We start from the raw sequence: 15557 nt of genomic DNA, 5'->3' as shown, positions 1-15557 counted from the left end.
GCGCATTCATGACGGGCAGCCCATCCGACTCCCCCATCCGCTTCGGTGGCTCAGACGAGAGCGAGCGTCCGCTCGGACGGTCGATTTGCCGCGGCATGCTGAACCGTTGCCCGCGCTGCGGCACAGGCAAACTCTTTCGCGCCTTTCTGAAGCCTGTCGACCGTTGCGCGGTCTGTGACGAAGATATTTCCCATCAGCGCGCCGATGACCTACCACCCTATCTGGTAATCCTGGTTCTCGGCCACCTCGTCGTCGGCGGCTATATGCTGACGGACATGGCCTTCAAGCTGCCGCTCTGGGCGCATTTTTCCATCTGGACACCCATCACCATCATCGCGGCGCTCGCCATCATCCAGCCGATCAAAGGCGGCGTCATCGGCCTGCAATGGGCGCTGCGCATGCACGGCTTCGGCGGCCACGACGACAGCCCGGAAGAATGGGATCAAGGAAACGGCCAGTCGTGAACATGCCGTTCGGTTCATGCTGTCAATCTCTCTCGATGGCAGAGATTGTTTCCGCGCATTGCGCCCTTATATCGGGAATTGCTGACGTTTTGTTGCTTATTCGTGCTTCAGGCGAATTGCTTCACCGGCAAGCGCTTGACATCAGCAGCATTTCTTGTCTGAACATGCCGCGCGTCATAGGGACCATTCCGGAGGGTGTGACCGATCACATGAAAGCCGACCCGTCACCTGAATTTGGCCGAGCCGTGCCTTCCTGTGTTCCGCATTCGGATCGATTCGCCCGCCTCACGCCCCAGGGATTTGTTTATGCTTGAACCGACGAACGACAAGGCCGGCCATGTTGAAGAAATTCACTGGCCTTCGCTCGTCGCAGCCATTGCCTCCGTGTCCGCCGTGGGCATTGCCATCGGATTGGGCCTGCCACTCCTCAGCATCATCCTGGAAAAGCGCGGCATACCCTCGAGCCTGATCGGCCTCAACACGGCGATGATGGGCGTAGCGGCGATGCTTGCCGCGGTCATTACGACGAAACTTGCGCATCGCTTCGGTGTTGTGCAGACGATGATCTGGGCCGTCATACTTTCCGCACTGAGCTCGCTTGGCTTTTATTATGCCGACAATCTGCTGCTGTGGTTTCCGCTGCGCATCCTCTTCCATGGGGCGACGACGACGCTGTTCATCCTGTCGGAATTCTGGATCAATGCCGCTTCGCCGCCCTCCAAACGCGGCTTCGTGCTCGGCCTCTATTCCACGGTCTTCTCTCTCGGCTTTGCGGCCGGCCCCCTGCTCTTCTCGCTCGTCGGCAGCGAGGGCCTGATGCCGTTCATCATCGGCGCCTGCATCATCCTGGCCGCCGCCATCCCGATTTTCATCGCCCGCAACGAGAGCCCGATCGTCGACGAGAAGCCGGAGCTGCATTTCGTGCGCTACATCTTCCTGGTGCCGACGGCAACGGCTGCGGTTTTCGTGTTCGGTGCCGTGACCGTCGGCGGCGGCTCGCTGTTTACCAGTTATGCGACACGCCTCGGCTTCAACGAATCACAGGCCGCATTGCTGCTGACCGTCATGGGTGTCGGCAATTTCGTCTTCCAGATTCCGCTCGGGCTGCTTGCCGACCGTATGCGCGACAAGCGGCCGCTGCTGTCGATCATGGCCACAATCGGGCTCGTCGGCGCGCTGCTGTTGCCTTCACTGTCCTCCAACTGGATCATTCTCGCCATCATCCTGCTTTTCTGGGGTGGCTGCGTTTCGGGCATGTATACGGTGGGCCTCAGCCACCTCGGAACGCGGCTGACCGGCGCCGATCTCGTGGCGGCCAATGCGGCCTTCGTTTTCTGCTATGCCATCGGCATGGTTCTCGGGCCGCCGACGATCGGTACGGCGATGGATTTGGTCAACCCCAGCGGTTTTGCCTGGGCTGTGGCCTTTTTCTTCGGCCTTTATGTCTTCCTTTCGGGGATACGATTGCTTTTCATGGGCAACAGAGGTTGACTTTTCGGGCGCGATTTGTATTTTCGCGCCAGAATTCGCCGTGGACCTCCGCACTGGCCGTCCACGGCGTTCATTTTTATTAAAGGCAGGACGACCATGGCCAAGGCTACCACTATCAAGATTAAGCTGCTGTCGACGGCCGACACCGGTTTCTTCTACGTCACGACGAAGAACAGCCGTACGATGACGGACAAGATGACGAAGACGAAGTACGACCCGGTTGCTAAGAAGCACGTCGAGTTCAAGGAAACGAAGATCAAGTAAGTTTCCTAAACTTCAGGTTACAAAAAGGCGCGACCGACAGGTTGGCGCCTTTTTTGTTTTGTTGGCACTTTCCCGATCGGCGTCCCATTTTGCTTCACCGGGTAAGAATGTCCGAGCGCTGGAGCAACAAGAAAAAACGCCGCCTTCGATGAACGAAGAGCGGCGTTTTAAATTGGGGGCCGGCTAGCCTGCAAAACGGCACGAGGAACCGTTATCTTCTGCCTGCCAGCCGACCGACCCCACGACCCAGGAGATGCGGCGGACCTGAGCATCATGGGGTATCTTGGAACCCTTGCGGGTTGTCTGTGTACGGGACTAAATTCGCGCGAAATCGAAAGGAAATCAACAAATTCTTAATGATAAAAAATACTTGTCTGCTCGGATGGTTAAAATTCATGACTTTGGTGGAAAGGAATGTCCGATAGTCTTAGGGAAATAAAGTCAAGAAATCATCAAGAATAAAGTGATAAATCCTCCTTTGGTAGAAAAGATCGAATACAGATATTCAAGAGTATTTGAATATACAAATTACTTTCAGTTAATCCCCTACCGCCAAGCCCGTGTCTCTTCAACAAACCACAAACAAAACAAAACTATATAATAAGACAACAGGAATATTTCAAAAGTACTCCTGAAGCGAAGGCACCTACCAAAACCAAAAGTATAGGTATGCGGATTTTCTCTAAACGAGACCTAAGTGGCAATGTCCGCAAGATAAAGAACAAAAAAATTTGAATCGTTGTTCAAAACCTGAAAAATACCCTCGATATTGATGGGTTACCGCCATTCTCGGCCGTTTCCCACTATGCCGCTGAGGCGACGACCCTGTTGCGGCCCGCCCTTTTGGCTTCATAAAGCGCCAGATCGGCCTGCTTCATCAATTGCTCCGGCGTCTCGACTGTCTCCAAACGGCACGAGATCCCGAACGATGCGGTGATGTTAAGCACTACACCGCCATCGCGTAATTTCACCGGCATATTTTCTACCGCAGCGCGCAGGCGTTCCGCGACCGCAGCGGCAATATCAGCGGGCGTGTCCGGCATGACCACAACGAACTCCTCGCCCCCATAACGGCAGGCGAGATCGGCGCCGCGCACCGTGGAACGGATTCTCGCGGCAAACTCCTTCAGCACTTCATCCCCGGCATCGTGACCATGGGTGTCGTTGACGGTCTTGAAGCGATCTATGTCGGTAATCAGGATCGAAAGCGGCCGACCCCGCGCCAGGGATCGGTCGAAAAGCACCTTGAGGTGATTGTCGAGATAGCGCCTGTTGTGCAAGCCGGTCAGCGCATCGGTGACGGCAAGCTCGATGGTCTGCTGCACGCTGGCGCGCAGGCGGTCGTTATAGCGTTTGCGGCGTATCTGCGTCAGGCACCGGGCCACGAGTTCATTCGGGTCGATCGGCCGAACGATATAGTCGTTGACGCCGAGATCAAGCGCACGGACGATCATGTCGTCGGCGCCCTGCTCCGTCACCAACAGCACAGGCAGAAAGCGCGTGCGCTCCAGCGAACGAAGCTGCGAGCAAAGGCGCAGCGGGTCGTAGTCGTCGAAGTTCGAATTGACGATGACGAGCTCGAACGGCCGCTCAGCCGCTTCGAACAGCGCGGCCTGCGGATCGGACATCGCGACGACCTGGGCAATCGGCTTGAGCGTGCGGATGATACGCTCCTGCGAATTGGCACGGCTGTCGACCAGCAGCACCTGACCGGCTTCCTCGGCGCGGCCGTCGCCGGCCCGCATCAGATCGTCGATACCGAAATTGCGCGCCGTCTCGTTGCGCATGGACAGTTCGTCACTCAAAGTCTTGAGGCGAAGCAGGCTCTTGACGCGCGAAATGAGCTGCAGGTCATTGACCGGCTTCGTCAGGAAGTCATCGGCACCGGCCTTCAAGCCGCGCACACGGTCGGCGGGCTGATCGAGCGCCGTCACCATGACGACTGGGATATGTGCGGTGCGCGGATCGGATTTCAGCCGCTCGCACACCTCAAAACCATCCATGCCGGGCATCATGATATCGAGAAGGATGAGATCGACCTGCGTATTCGCGCAGATGGCGAGCGCCTTCAAGCCATCCTCGGCCGTCAGCACTTCGAAGTATTCGGCCAGCAGCCGCGCTTCCAGAAGCTTTACGTTGGCCGGAATATCGTCGACTACCAGAATGCGTGCGGTCATCAGCTCTTCCCCATCATCAGGCGTCGCCCAGATAGGTCTTAATGGTCTCAATGAATTTCGGCACCGAAATCGGCTTCGAGACGTAAGCCTCGCAACCGCCCTGGCGAATGCGCTCCTCATCACCCTTCATGGCGAAGGCCGTAACCGCGATTACGGGGATGACGTGCAGATCATCGTCTTCCTTCAGCCATTTGGTGACTTCCAGGCCGGAGACTTCCGGAAGCTGGATATCCATGAGGATCAGGTCCGGCCGGTGCTTGCGCGCGAGATCGAGCGCCTCCATGCCGTTACGGGTCTGGATCGTCGTGTAGCCGCAAGCCTCGATCAGATCGCGAAAGAGCTTCATATTCAGCTCGTTGTCTTCTACAATCATTACCTGCTTAGGCATGGAAAGCTGTCCCTGCATCCGGTATTGCATCCATTCTCTCGAAATATAGGGTCGCGAGGAACCGATTCCAGAAATACTTGAATCGCAAACTACCGGCATTTGGTTGAAAAATAGGTAACTCACCCTTCAAAATGCAAAGTAACTTCAAGAACCCGAAGAAGAGCGCGGCTGACCCGCAAGAGACAGCGATTGCCGTACTCGGCTGGCTGGCCAACGAACCGGATATGTTCGGCCGCTTCTTGGCGCTGACCGGTGTAGAACCGGCGCAGCTGCGCAACGCCATCAACGAACCTGCCTTTCTCGCCGGCATGCTCGACTTCCTGATGGCCCATGACCCGACATTGCTGGCCTTTAGCGAGGCCAGCGGCATTCCGCCGGAGGCCGTTGCCGCCGCATCGGCGCATTTTTCGCCGCCCGGTCTAGCCTCTGGAGAATATTGACCATGGATGCGCCGCTCGAATTCGACGTATCGCATATTCGGCTGCAGGAGCGGCCGTTGATCGTTTGCGATGTCGACGACGTCGTCTTGCATTTCTTTGAACCTTTCCTGACCTTTATCGGCGTCGAAGGCCATGAGTTCCTGCCGCGCTCCTTCAGGCTGACCGGCAACATCGTCTCCAGGGCCAACGGCTCCGCGCTGGAAGAAAAGGATGTCCACCGGCTGATCGAGGCCTTCTTCGAGGCGCAGGAACAATGGCAGACGCCCCTTGATCGCGTCGTCGATACGCTCGATGCGTTTTCGAAAGATGCAGACATCGTTTTCCTCACCGCCATGCCGCCGCAATTCTGGGAGCAGAGACGGCGGCTTCTCGACAGGCTCGAGCTTGCCTATCCGCTGCTTGCGTCGCTGCAGCCGAAAGGGCCGATCGTGCGCTCCCTGCATCGGCAGCGCGCGATGCCCGTCGCCTTCGTCGACGACATGGCCCACAATCTGCATTCGGTCAGCGAGCATGTTCCGGAATGCCTCCTCATCAACCTGAAGCCGGATTCCATCGTTCACCGCATGGCGCCGGCAGCAGCCGCGGGGATTCCGGAAGCCAACGAATGGACCCAGGCAGCGCCGCTGATCCAGGCCCATATCGCGCGCTGACCACACCCGACCGCCCTCAAAGAACGAGGCGCATCAGTGGCCTGCCATCCTTGCGCTTCGCAACTTCCGAAAATCCGGCAGCCTCGAATATGCGCTGCGAGCCGACATAGAGGCCGACGGATTTCGACTGCTTCGTACGCTCGATCGGACAGCCTTCCAGCAGCCGCGCCCCGGAAGCGCGGGCGAAATTCACGGCCTCCGACAACATGCGATGGCTATGTCCCTTGCCACGATCCTTCGAATTCATGAAGAAACAGCTCACCGCCCAGACCGAACCATCCTCCGCATCGGCGGGATCGAGCGGGCGCGATACGGTCTTTTCAGAGTTCCATTGCGGCAACTCGGCACGCGGACCAACCTGCACCCAGGCGACTGGCTGCCCATCGATGTAGCCGATGAGGCCGGGCGGCGGTCCGGCCAAGATGCGCTCCCGGATAAATTGCTTCTTCGCTGCCGCATCCATGGTCTTGCGTTGCGATGTCGGGACACGGAAATGGGTACACCAGCAGCCATAGCAGGCGCCGCTTGGCCCGAACAGCGCTTCGAAATCGCCCCAGCGACCTGGAATCAAGGGTTCCACGCTTAAGTTCTGCACTCCGTCGCCCCTCCCTGTTTTCCGGCTTGAGACTCGCAAGCTTAAAACATAAAGTGACGATGTTCAATTTTTGTTCTCGTTCAATGACCCATGCGCCCGACAAGATCTCAGGCTTCTGTCGCGATTGCTTGAGCGAGCAATCGGCGGCACGAACGCGCTGTCGGAGCTGCGGCAGCCCTCGCCTCGTCTACCACCGGGAACTCTACGCGCTGACGCTGGCGCATATCGATTGCGACGCCTTCTACGCCTCGATCGAGAAACGCGACAATCCGGAGCTGGCTGACAAGCCGGTCATCATTGGCGGCGGCAAGCGCGGCGTCGTCTCCACCGCCTGCTATATCGCCCGCATCCATGGGGTGCGCTCCGCAATGCCGATGTTCAAGGCGCTGGAAGCCTGCCCGCAGGCCGTCGTTATCCATCCGAACATGGAAAAATACGTCCGCGTCGGTCGCGAGGTTCGGGCCATGATGCAGGAACTGACGCCACTGGTGCAGCCGCTTTCCATAGACGAAGCCTTTCTCGAACTCGACGGCACACAGCGGCTCCATCACGATCCGCCTGCCCGCATCCTGGCCAAATTCGCCAAGCGGGTAGAGCAGGAAATCGGCATCACCATTTCGGTCGGGCTCTCCTATTGCAAGTTCCTCGCCAAAGTGGCCTCCGACCTGCAGAAGCCGCGCGGCTTTTCCGTCATCGGCCGCGAAGAGGCGCTCTCCTTTCTGGAGCCGCGATCGGTCACGACCATCTGGGGTGTCGGCAAGGCCTTCGCCGCGACACTGGAAAGCGACGGCATTCGCACCATCGGTCAACTGCAGGGCATGGAGGAAGGCGACCTCATGCGCCGCTACGGCGTTATCGGGCAGCGGCTTTTCCGTCTCTCGCGCGGCATCGACGACCGGACCGTGCATCCGAACGAAGCCGCCAAGAGCGTATCTTCCGAAACCACCTTCTTTGAAGACATCTCCCGCCATGAGGATCTCGTGCCGATCCTGCGCGATCTTTCCGAGAAGGTTTCCCGGCGTCTGAAGCGCAGCGGCATTGCCGGCCAGACGGTGGTATTGAAGCTGAAAACGTCGGACTTCAAGATCCGCACGCGCAATCGCCGGCTGGAGGACCCGACCCAGCTTGCGGACCGGATTTTCCGCACGGGCCTACGTCTGCTTGAAGCCGAAACCGACGGGACGAAGTTCCGCCTCATCGGTATCGGCGTCACCGATCTTGGCGATGCCGACCGCGCCGACCCGCCCGATCTTATCGACGTACAGGCGACGCGGCGGGCCGCAGCCGAGGCTGCGATGGACAGACTCCGAGAAAAATTCGGAAACAAGACGGTCGAGACCGGCTACACGTTCGGCGGGAAACGCCATAAATAACAAGTAATTATGATAAATCACCCCTCGGTGACAACTGACTACAGTCAGAAGTGTACCGTCACGCGCGCGATTCTTTGCGCGGATAAAGGTCGGATTCAAACTTTTTTGGTAAATTTCCATTAGGACTTGGATTCTGTGTATTCCGGGCGGCGTGAATTCGTCGTCGATTGTGTTTTGCGTACGGGTTCCTATGCGTCTATCGGCTGTATCGACCATTTTTCTCGCCTGCCTGACAATCTCAGGCTGTGCCGCCCGAGGCGAGCGCGAAGCAGCGCAAGCCGCTCCGCCTTCGAAAGAATTGACCGGCTCCATCACAAAGACCAGCAGGGCAGTGCCATCCGTCGAAATCGGCGAAACGGTTTCGCGCGTCGAGCAGCAGCAGGCGCTCGCAGTCGCCATGCCGACGAATCTGCGTCCGGAGGGCATCATGCCTTCAGACCAGAGCGACGACGACACGCCCGTGCCGCTGCAACGGCCGCTTGCCATGCTTTCGCCATCGAACCCGGTGCCCCGCGCTCTGCGACAGCAGCCGATGCAGATCTACAGCCATCGTTTCCGCGATGCCAAGCCGATCAATTTCGGTACGTCCACCTCGCCCCGGAAGCTCGCGGTCCATGGCGTCGATGTCTCGCGCTGGCAGGGCGAGATCGACTGGGACACGCTGCGCACGCAGGGTGCGAACTTCGTCTACATCAAGGCGACGGATGGCGGCGATCATCTCGATCCCATGTTCAAGAAGAACTGGCGGGCCGCTCAGCAGGCCGGCCTGAAGCACGGCGCCTATCACTTCTTCTATTGGTGCCGGACCGCCGGAGAGCAGGCAGACTGGTTCATCCGCAACGTGCCGAGGGAAGCAGGAGCCTTGCCGCCTGTCATCGACGTGGAATGGAACGGCGAGTCGAGCTGCAAGCGGCGCCCCTCGCGCGAGCAGGTGCTTGCCAAGATGCAGGTGTTCATGGACAAGCTGGAAAAGCACTACGGCCAGCGTCCGATCGTCTACACGGCGCCGGATTTCTATCGCGACAATCTGAGCGGCGAGCTGCTCAACTATCCTTTCTGGCTACGCTCCGTTGCCGCCCATCCTTCCAAGGTCTATCCGGGCCGCAGATGGCTGTTCTGGCAGTATTCCGGCTCCGGCGTCTCCCATGGCGTCGACGGCAGGATTGATCTCAACGCCTTCCACGGCAGCGAACAGGACTGGCACAACTGGGTGGCGTCCAGCGCCCACTAACCCGTCTAAGCTCAACTTCCTAGTCATCGCCGAGGCAGAGTTTGACCGCTCCGCTTCGGCGATGTCGTATTTGTCGATGGCGACGCAGGCCCCTCCTTCTGAAGAGCAACAAGGCGATGCTTTTCGGCAAGTCTTCCTTAAACTTCGAAGTCTAACCTTGGGCGCAACGAGTATTGCGTTTTGGTTTGTGTCTATGAAGCCGTTTTTATTGCTTGGGCTGGGGCTGCTGTCAGCCACCGCCCTTTCTCATCCCGCCGTTGCTGCGCCGGATGCCCGCACCCTGCAGATCGTGGTATCGAAGGACAGGCAGTCGCTTGCGGTCTATGACGGCGACAAGGTGGTCGCGACCTCGAAGGTTTCGACCGGCAAACGTGGCCACACGACGCCGAGCGGTATCTTCTCCATTCTGGAAAAGAAGGTCTATCACGAGTCCAATCTCTATTCGGCTGCGCCCATGCCCTTCATGCAAAGGCTGACATGGTCTGGTATCGCGCTGCATGAATCCAACTCGGTTCCGAATTATCCGGCCTCGCACGGCTGCGTGCGAATGCCGAAAGCCTTCGCCAAGATGCTTTACCAGATGACGGAACGCGGCGTGCATGTCGTCATCGCCGATCAGCCACTGGTGCCGCAGCCTTTCGAAAATTCCATGCTGTTCCAGCCGCAGCCGGCACCTCCACCGGCGCTGTTTTCCGGTATCGAGCTTCGCCCCATGACGGCAAGCTTTCTGCCGCAGGGACAATCCTTGCAGGTTGCGACCAATGATGTGACCTCGATCCAGATACCGAAGGCGCAGGAGACCCTTGCGCCGCCTGCCGATCCCGCGCCGCTCAGCATCCTCATCACCCGGCGCGGTCTGCGCGAAAATGTCCGTGACCTCCAGGGCATTCTAAACGGCATGGGTTTCATTGCCGGAACGCCCGATGGCATGCTCGGGCCGGCGACTGTGCAGGCGATAGAAGACTTCAGGAAGGCACACGACATCAAGACGACGGGCGGCCTTGTCAGCCCCGCGCTGATGAAGGCCGTCTATGCCGCCGCCGGCAAGGGCGAGCCGCCAAACGGCGCGATCATGGTCCGGCAGAATTTCAAACCGCTCTTCGAAGGTCCCGCCATCATTGCCGAGCCGCAGGAGGCGCTCGGCGTGCATTTCTTCACCGCCAATGCGATCGACCGCATCAGCGGCAAGGCCGACTGGTTCGGCATGACCCTCGAAGAAGATCTGAGCAAGCAGGCGAAGAAGCGCTATGGCATCACCAGCGAGGAGCAATCGCAGTCCCTCGATGCCGCAGGACAGGCGCTCAGCCGCATCACTATCCCCGACGATGTCCGCCACCGCATCGAGGACCTGCTGACGGCCGGGTCGTCGCTGACGATTTCCGACACCGGCATCGGGCCTGAAACCGGCAACGAGACCGATTTCATCACCGTCACCAACAATGGTGCGCTGGGTAAGAAGGGCTAGAGCGCTTCTCCGGGAGTTGCTCTAGACCAGCTCCACGTCGATCACGCCCGGCGCCGTGCGCAGCGCGGCGGCGATTTCCGGCGTGATGCGATATTTGTCCGGCAGCGCCACCTCAACCTCGCGCATCCCTTCCTCCTTGATGACGATGAAGGAGACGAGGCCGTCGCCCCTGGCATTCAGATGCGCGGCAACCGCCTTCAGCGGTCCGGAATCGCGGACATAGACCCGCAGCGCCTTCTGCATCTGCAGCGACTTTTCCTCCAGCGACTGCGCCGTCTGCAGGCGCAGGCTGATGCCTTCCGGGCGCTCGTCCGCCTGGGCGGTTATGACGAAGGATTTGCCGACTTCGAGAACATCGCGATACTGGTTGAGCGTTTCCGAGAAGAGCACGGCTTCGAACTGGCCTGAGGCATCCGAGAAAACGAAGATGCCAATCTTGTTGCCGGTACGCGTCTTGCGCTCCTGCTTCGAAATCACCGTGCCTGCCAGGCGCCCATTGCCGGCGCCCCGCTTCACCGCGGCGGAGAAATCGGCGAAGGGCTGCACGCGCATCTTGTCGAGAACGCTCTTGTAGGTGTCGAGCGGATGCGCCGTCAGATAGAAGCCGAGTACCTGAAATTCACGCAGCAGCCGCTCCGAGGCGAGCCAGGGCGTGTAGGCCGGGAACACGATCTTTTCCGGGCCCGAGGCCGCACTTCCAAACATGTCGTGCTGGCCGCTGCGCTTGTTTTCCTGCGCCACCTGGGCATAGCCCATGATGCGGTCGAGACCTGCGATCAACTGGGCACGGTCGATCTCGAAGCAATCGAAGGCACCGGCGCAGATCAGGCTTTCCAGGACGCGACGGTTGATCTGCTTAGGATCGATGCGCAGGCAGAAATCCTCGATACCGGCAAAAGGCTGATCGCCACGCACCTCGACGATATGGTCGACGGCGGACTCGCCGACGCCCTTGATGGCGGCCAGCGCATAATAGATGCGATTGTCGCCCGTCTCGAAATGGCGGAACGACGTCTGGACCGAAGGCGCGATGACCTCGATACCCAGACGCTTGGCATCCTGCCGAAAGTCGTTGACCTTTTCGGTGTTGGACATATCGAGCGTCATAGACGCTGCCAGGAACTCCACCGGATAGTGCGCCTTCATATAGGCGGTCTGGTAGGAGACGATGGCGTAGGCCGCGGCGTGCGATTTGTTGAAGCCGTAGTTGGCGAACTTCGCCAGGAGATCGAAGATGACGTCGGCCTGCCCCTTCGAAACCTCGTTCCTGATGGCGCCGTCGACGAAGCGCTCGCGCTGCTGGTCCATCTCCGCCTTGATCTTCTTGCCCATGGCGCGGCGCAGAAGATCGGCCTCGCCGAGCGAATAGCCCGAGAGTACCTGAGCGACCTGCATCACCTGTTCCTGGTAGACGATGACGCCCTGCGTTTCCTTCAGGAGGTAATCGATCTTCGGATGGATCGATTCGATCTCTTCCTCACCATGCTTGCGGGCGTTATAGACCGGGATGTTCTCCATCGGACCGGGGCGATAGAGCGCCACAAGCGCGATGATATCCTCGATGCAGTCCGGGCGCATGCCGATGAGCGCCTTGCGCATGCCCGCACTTTCCACCTGAAACACGCCGACTGTCTCGCCGCGCGAAAGCATGTCATAGGTGTTCTTGTCTTCGAGCGGGATGCTGGCGAGATCGACGCTGATGCCGCGCTTGGCGACGAAATCGACGGCGGTCTTGAGAACCGTCAGGGTCTTCAGGCCGAGGAAGTCGAACTTCACGAGGCCGGCCTGCTCCACCCATTTCATGTTGAACTGGGTGACCGGCATGTCGGAGCGCGGATCGCGATACATCGGCACGAGCTTCGAGAGTGGGCGGTCGCCGATGACGATGCCGGCGGCGTGCGTCGAGGCGTGGCGGTAAAGACCCTCGATCTTCTGGGCGATATCGAGAAGACGGGCGACCACCGGCTCCTTGTCCGCCTCTTCCTGCAGACGCGGCTCTTCCTCGATTGCCTTGCTGAGCGGCGTCGGATTGGCGGGATTGTTCGGCACCAGCTTGCAGATCTTGTCGACCTGTCCATAGGGCATTTCGAGCACGCGGCCGACGTCGCGAAGGGCGGCGCGCGCCTGCAGCGAACCGAAGGTGATGATCTGCGCCACCTGCTCGCGGCCATATTTGGCCTGCACGTAGCGGATCACCTCTTCCCGCCGGTCCTGGCAGAAATCGATGTCGAAGTCCGGCATCGAGACGCGTTCAGGATTGAGGAAGCGCTCGAACAGCAGCGAGAAGCGCAGCGGGTCGACGTCGGTGATGGTGAGCGCGTAGGCGACGAGCGAGCCCGCACCGGAACCGCGACCCGGGCCGACAGGGATGTCATGGCGCTTGGCCCATTTGATGAAGTCGGCAACGATCAGGAAGTAGCCGGGGAACTTCATGCGCTCGATGACGCTGAGCTCGAATTCCAGCCGGTCGCGATATTCCTTCTCCTCGTAGCCCGGCGCCATGCCGAGAGAGGCGAGACGCTGGTCGAGGCCTTCGACTGCCTGGGCGCGGAGTTCAGCCGACTCGGCGCGTACCGCCTCCTCCGCATCGTCGGTGGCGCCGGTGAAGCGCGGCAGGATCGGCGCCCGCGTCTTCAGAACGAAGGAGCAGCGACGGGCGATCTCGACGGTATTCTCCAGCGCCTCGGGCAGATTGACGAAGAGCTTCGCCATGTCAGCCCGGCTCTTCAGATAATGATCCGGCGTCAGACGGAACCGCGTATCGTCCGAGACGATTGCATTGTGGGCGACCGCCATCAGCGCGTCATGGGCGTCGTAATCGTCGCGCGTCGGGAAAAAGGCCTCGTTGGTCGCAACGAGCGGAATCTCGTGCTCGTAAGCCATCGCGATCATCTTCTGCTCATGGCGACGATCATAGGTGCCGTGACGCTGCAATTCGACATAGAGCCTGTCGCCGAACATTGTCTTCAACATCAGCAACCGGGACAGCGCCTGGGCGGCGTGCCCCTCTTTCAGCGCCATATCGACCGGCCCGCTCGACGAGCCTGTCAGCGCGATCATGCCCTCGGTGCCGATCTCATCCAGCCATGACGCCGCGATGTGAACCGCACCATTGCCTTCGCCGCCGAGATAAGCGCGGCTGACGAGATCGACGAGGCGCTCATAGCCCCGCTCGGTAGCGGCGAGCAGCACGATGGACGGCAGCTTCGCCAATGCCTGCTGCGGCCCGCGCTTCTCGCCCTCGCCGCCATCCTCCATGTCGATTGACACCTGGCAGCCGATGATCGGCTGCAACCCCTCATCCATCGCTTTCTGCGAGAATTCGAGAGCAACGAAGAGGTTGTTGGTATCGGTGATGGCAATGGCCGGCTGGCTGTCGCCGGCAGCCTTGGCCAGTATCTTCTTGAGCGGCAATGCGCCCTCTAGCAGAGAATAGGCAGAATGAACCCTGAGGTGTACGAATTCCGGCATTTCGCCGACCGGCGCAACCGCGCCGCTGTCACCCACATCCGCCATCTCAAACCCTTCCGCATGCTCGTATGAATCGGCATCATTTTCGGCATTGCGGATCGTAAAGTCCATAAGTTGTCCCCATCAAATATGGGAACAGCATGTGCAAACGGGGGATAAGATTCACATCGCCATCATGATGAGGGAAAAGCTGGCAACGAACATCACGATGGAGGTGAATGCTGCAACGTCTCGAATGATATCGGTCATTTACGCGCTCCTTACTCGTTATGTTTCTTTTTTGTTCTATTTTTGTTCGAGAGTCAATAGACGCTTCAATAAATTTCATCCCCGGCTTTTCGACCTCGGATGGACGGCGGCTCGACCCGACGCTATGCAAGGCAAACCGGGGGAGATTACGATGAAAACACTGGGCTGCGCTCTCATTCTTCTTGCCCTTGCTGCCACGGCTCATGCCGAGGACGCAATCGCGCCCGGACGCATCGTCGACGCCGCGATCGGCGACTGGAACGAGGACGGCAAACCGGATCTCGCCCTATTGGTGGCACCCGCCTCGGATGATCAGGCTGACAATTCGATCTGCACCTACATCTATCTACGTGACGACGAGCATTCCTTGCTGAAGCTAGCCGCAAGTGCGCCGAACAAGATATGGGGGAGTGTCGAGCCCGGCGGTCTCGTCGGCCAGGAACCGTCGATCTCAGCACTGCCGAACGGTTCAATCGCAATCGCCTCGCAGAATGACAGCGTCGGACGCGACCGCTGGGAGCAGACGCTGACACTTGCTTATCGCAACAGCAGTTTCGTGGTCGCCGGCTACACCTACGCCTCCCGCGATACGCTCGAACCGGACAGCAGCCATAGCTGCGACTACAATGTGCTGACCGGCAAAGTGACGAAGGATGGCAAGGCGCTGAGGGCCGATGCTAGGACTGTCAGCATCCAGGACTGGCGGGACGATATGGGTCAGAAGGCTTGCGGAAACGACCAATAGCGACAGACGTTCTCTTTTTGTTCTTTACAAATCTTCCGACGAATGACATTGTGACCGCTCACCAAAATGGAGAGTGGTCATGCCGGATCTTGCCGCGCTGAACGATTTCATTGTCACCGCCAAGGCCGAAACCTATGTCGGCGACGGTGAGAGGCTGCCCTCCTGCCGCAGCGGCTCGCACGACATCGGCTATGTCAGCGGCCGCTGGCGTTATCTCGACAGCTATTTCGGCGGCACGGATTTCGCCGGACAGGAGCTCGTCTGGCTTGACGACGAGCCGGTCTGGGCGATGAATTATTTCGGCCACATCATCGAGCCCGATCTGATCGACAGCACCCGCGCCGGCATGGTCATCAAGGCAGCACTGCTGCGCCTCTATCTGGATGAAAGGCGCTTTCTCGGCGGCTTCGAGTTCGAGCACGCCTTTGGCCGCTATAGCGACCAAAGCACAGGAACCTGCGACCATTTTATCGGCCATGAGGCCATCATGGTAAGAGAGCGCAAGGCCTACGAGCTGGACTATCGCGGCGGCTTGATCGTTCCCTAAAGCACGT

Annotated in this window: 15 protein-coding genes; 11 read left to right on the top strand and 4 right to left on the bottom strand. The window is 59.3% G+C overall.

Features of this window, described 5'->3' with window-relative positions; genetic code table 11:
• Positions 1 to 8 precede the first annotated feature (8 nt).
• The 4 genes from ACIQWP_RS15510 (at position 9) to rpmG (ending at position 2219) form a co-directional block, all read left to right on the top strand.
• Positions 9 to 464, top strand: a complete 456-nt coding sequence (locus ACIQWP_RS15510) for a DUF983 domain-containing protein (protein ID WP_402788633.1) — start codon at positions 9 to 11, stop codon at positions 462 to 464.
• The gene (locus ACIQWP_RS15505) at positions 461 to 778 is read left to right on the top strand and encodes a hypothetical protein (RefSeq protein ID WP_402788631.1); all 318 of its coding nucleotides are present in this window, start codon (positions 461 to 463) and stop codon (positions 776 to 778) included. Before ACIQWP_RS15510 ends, ACIQWP_RS15505 begins: the two co-directional genes overlap by 4 nt.
• Positions 771 to 1955, top strand: coding sequence for an MFS transporter (locus tag ACIQWP_RS15500; protein WP_402788629.1), 1185 nt, complete (start codon positions 771 to 773; stop codon positions 1953 to 1955). Before ACIQWP_RS15505 ends, ACIQWP_RS15500 begins: the two co-directional genes overlap by 8 nt.
• A 96-nt stretch (positions 1956 to 2051) precedes the next feature.
• A complete protein-coding gene (gene rpmG / locus ACIQWP_RS15495) occupies positions 2052 to 2219 on the top strand; it encodes a 50S ribosomal protein L33 (RefSeq protein ID WP_003547442.1) in 168 nt (55 codons plus the stop codon).
• A gap of 803 nt (positions 2220 to 3022) precedes the next feature.
• Here rpmG and ACIQWP_RS15490 read toward each other — a convergent pair.
• The gene (locus ACIQWP_RS15490) at positions 3023 to 4396 is read right to left on the bottom strand and encodes a PleD family two-component system response regulator (RefSeq protein WP_402788626.1); all 1374 of its coding nucleotides are present in this window, start codon (positions 4394 to 4396) and stop codon (positions 3023 to 3025) included.
• Between the two features lie 16 nt (positions 4397 to 4412).
• Positions 4413 to 4784 carry a response regulator gene (locus ACIQWP_RS15485; RefSeq protein WP_402788625.1) on the bottom strand — a complete coding sequence of 124 codons (372 nt, stop codon included), beginning with the start codon at positions 4782 to 4784 and terminating at the stop codon, positions 4413 to 4415.
• A gap of 131 nt (positions 4785 to 4915) precedes the next feature.
• On the opposite strand from ACIQWP_RS15485, the gene ACIQWP_RS15480 reads away from it, so the two are divergent.
• Together ACIQWP_RS15480 and ACIQWP_RS15475 are read left to right on the top strand one after the other, a co-directional pair.
• A complete protein-coding gene (locus ACIQWP_RS15480) occupies positions 4916 to 5224 on the top strand; it encodes a DUF3572 domain-containing protein (protein ID WP_402788623.1) in 309 nt (102 codons plus the stop codon).
• Positions 5225 to 5226: 2 nt separating this feature from the next.
• Positions 5227 to 5874, top strand: a complete 648-nt coding sequence (locus tag ACIQWP_RS15475) for a hypothetical protein (protein WP_402788621.1) — start codon at positions 5227 to 5229, stop codon at positions 5872 to 5874.
• Between the two features lie 16 nt (positions 5875 to 5890).
• Here the strand turns inward: ACIQWP_RS15475 and ACIQWP_RS15470 are convergent, their stop codons facing one another.
• Entirely contained in the window at positions 5891 to 6469 is a 579-nt protein-coding gene (locus tag ACIQWP_RS15470; protein ID WP_402788619.1) for a GNAT family N-acetyltransferase, read from the bottom strand.
• Positions 6470 to 6552: 83 nt separating this feature from the next.
• Between ACIQWP_RS15470 and ACIQWP_RS15465 the strand changes: the two genes are divergently transcribed.
• The 3 genes from ACIQWP_RS15465 (at position 6553) to ACIQWP_RS15455 (ending at position 10538) form a co-directional block, all read left to right on the top strand.
• Positions 6553 to 7842, top strand: a complete 1290-nt coding sequence (locus tag ACIQWP_RS15465) for a DNA polymerase IV (RefSeq protein WP_402788617.1) — start codon at positions 6553 to 6555, stop codon at positions 7840 to 7842.
• Positions 7843 to 8032: 190 nt separating this feature from the next.
• A complete protein-coding gene (locus tag ACIQWP_RS15460) occupies positions 8033 to 9073 on the top strand; it encodes a GH25 family lysozyme (protein ID WP_402788615.1) in 1041 nt (346 codons plus the stop codon).
• Positions 9074 to 9266: 193 nt separating this feature from the next.
• Positions 9267 to 10538 (top strand): L,D-transpeptidase family protein, encoded by a 1272-nt coding sequence (locus tag ACIQWP_RS15455; RefSeq protein ID WP_402788613.1) that lies wholly within the window; start codon positions 9267 to 9269, stop codon positions 10536 to 10538.
• A 21-nt stretch (positions 10539 to 10559) separates the two neighbouring features.
• Here ACIQWP_RS15455 and dnaE read toward each other — a convergent pair whose 3' ends face one another.
• Positions 10560 to 14054, bottom strand: a complete 3495-nt coding sequence (gene dnaE, locus ACIQWP_RS15450) for a DNA polymerase III subunit alpha (protein ID WP_402788742.1) — start codon at positions 14052 to 14054, stop codon at positions 10560 to 10562.
• 355 nt (positions 14055 to 14409) lie between these two features.
• On the opposite strand from dnaE, the gene ACIQWP_RS15445 reads away from it, so the two are divergent.
• Both ACIQWP_RS15445 and ACIQWP_RS15440 read left to right on the top strand, forming a co-directional pair.
• Positions 14410 to 15003 carry a hypothetical protein gene (locus ACIQWP_RS15445; RefSeq protein WP_402788611.1) on the top strand — a complete coding sequence of 198 codons (594 nt, stop codon included), beginning with the start codon at positions 14410 to 14412 and terminating at the stop codon, positions 15001 to 15003.
• A 79-nt stretch (positions 15004 to 15082) separates the two neighbouring features.
• A complete protein-coding gene (locus ACIQWP_RS15440; RefSeq protein ID WP_402788609.1) occupies positions 15083 to 15550 on the top strand; it encodes a DUF5680 domain-containing protein in 468 nt (155 codons plus the stop codon).
• The last annotated feature ends 7 nt before the right edge of the window (positions 15551 to 15557 follow it).

The organism is Rhizobium sp. NPDC090279, from assembly GCF_044769665.1.
In the GTDB taxonomy this organism is placed as follows: Bacteria; Pseudomonadota; Alphaproteobacteria; order Rhizobiales; family Rhizobiaceae; genus Rhizobium.
The sequence above is the reverse complement of the archived record's forward strand: the minus strand, read 5'-3'. Positions and strand labels throughout refer to the sequence as shown.

What these genes read in the sequence shown, in the direction of transcription:
- ACIQWP_RS15485 (WP_402788625.1), bottom strand. Translation starts at nt 4,784, where the DNA reads ATGCCTAAGCAGGTAATGATTGTAGAAGACAACGAGCTGAATATGAAG.
- ACIQWP_RS15480 (WP_402788623.1), top strand. Translation starts at nt 4,916, where the DNA reads ATGCAAAGTAACTTCAAGAACCCGAAGAAGAGCGCGGCTGACCCGCAA.
- dnaE (WP_402788742.1), bottom strand. Translation starts at nt 14,054, where the DNA reads ATGGCGGATGTGGGTGACAGCGGCGCGGTTGCGCCGGTCGGCGAAATG.
- ACIQWP_RS15490 (WP_402788626.1), bottom strand. Translation starts at nt 4,396, where the DNA reads ATGACCGCACGCATTCTGGTAGTCGACGATATTCCGGCCAACGTAAAG.
- ACIQWP_RS15475 (WP_402788621.1), top strand. Translation starts at nt 5,227, where the DNA reads ATGGATGCGCCGCTCGAATTCGACGTATCGCATATTCGGCTGCAGGAG.
- ACIQWP_RS15455 (WP_402788613.1), top strand. Translation starts at nt 9,267, where the DNA reads ATGAAGCCGTTTTTATTGCTTGGGCTGGGGCTGCTGTCAGCCACCGCC.
- ACIQWP_RS15445 (WP_402788611.1), top strand. Translation starts at nt 14,410, where the DNA reads ATGAAAACACTGGGCTGCGCTCTCATTCTTCTTGCCCTTGCTGCCACG.
- rpmG (WP_003547442.1), top strand. Translation starts at nt 2,052, where the DNA reads ATGGCCAAGGCTACCACTATCAAGATTAAGCTGCTGTCGACGGCCGAC.
- ACIQWP_RS15510 (WP_402788633.1), top strand. Translation starts at nt 9, where the DNA reads ATGACGGGCAGCCCATCCGACTCCCCCATCCGCTTCGGTGGCTCAGAC.
- ACIQWP_RS15500 (WP_402788629.1), top strand. Translation starts at nt 771, where the DNA reads ATGCTTGAACCGACGAACGACAAGGCCGGCCATGTTGAAGAAATTCAC.
- ACIQWP_RS15465 (WP_402788617.1), top strand. Translation starts at nt 6,553, where the DNA reads ATGACCCATGCGCCCGACAAGATCTCAGGCTTCTGTCGCGATTGCTTG.
- ACIQWP_RS15460 (WP_402788615.1), top strand. Translation starts at nt 8,033, where the DNA reads ATGCGTCTATCGGCTGTATCGACCATTTTTCTCGCCTGCCTGACAATC.
- ACIQWP_RS15440 (WP_402788609.1), top strand. Translation starts at nt 15,083, where the DNA reads ATGCCGGATCTTGCCGCGCTGAACGATTTCATTGTCACCGCCAAGGCC.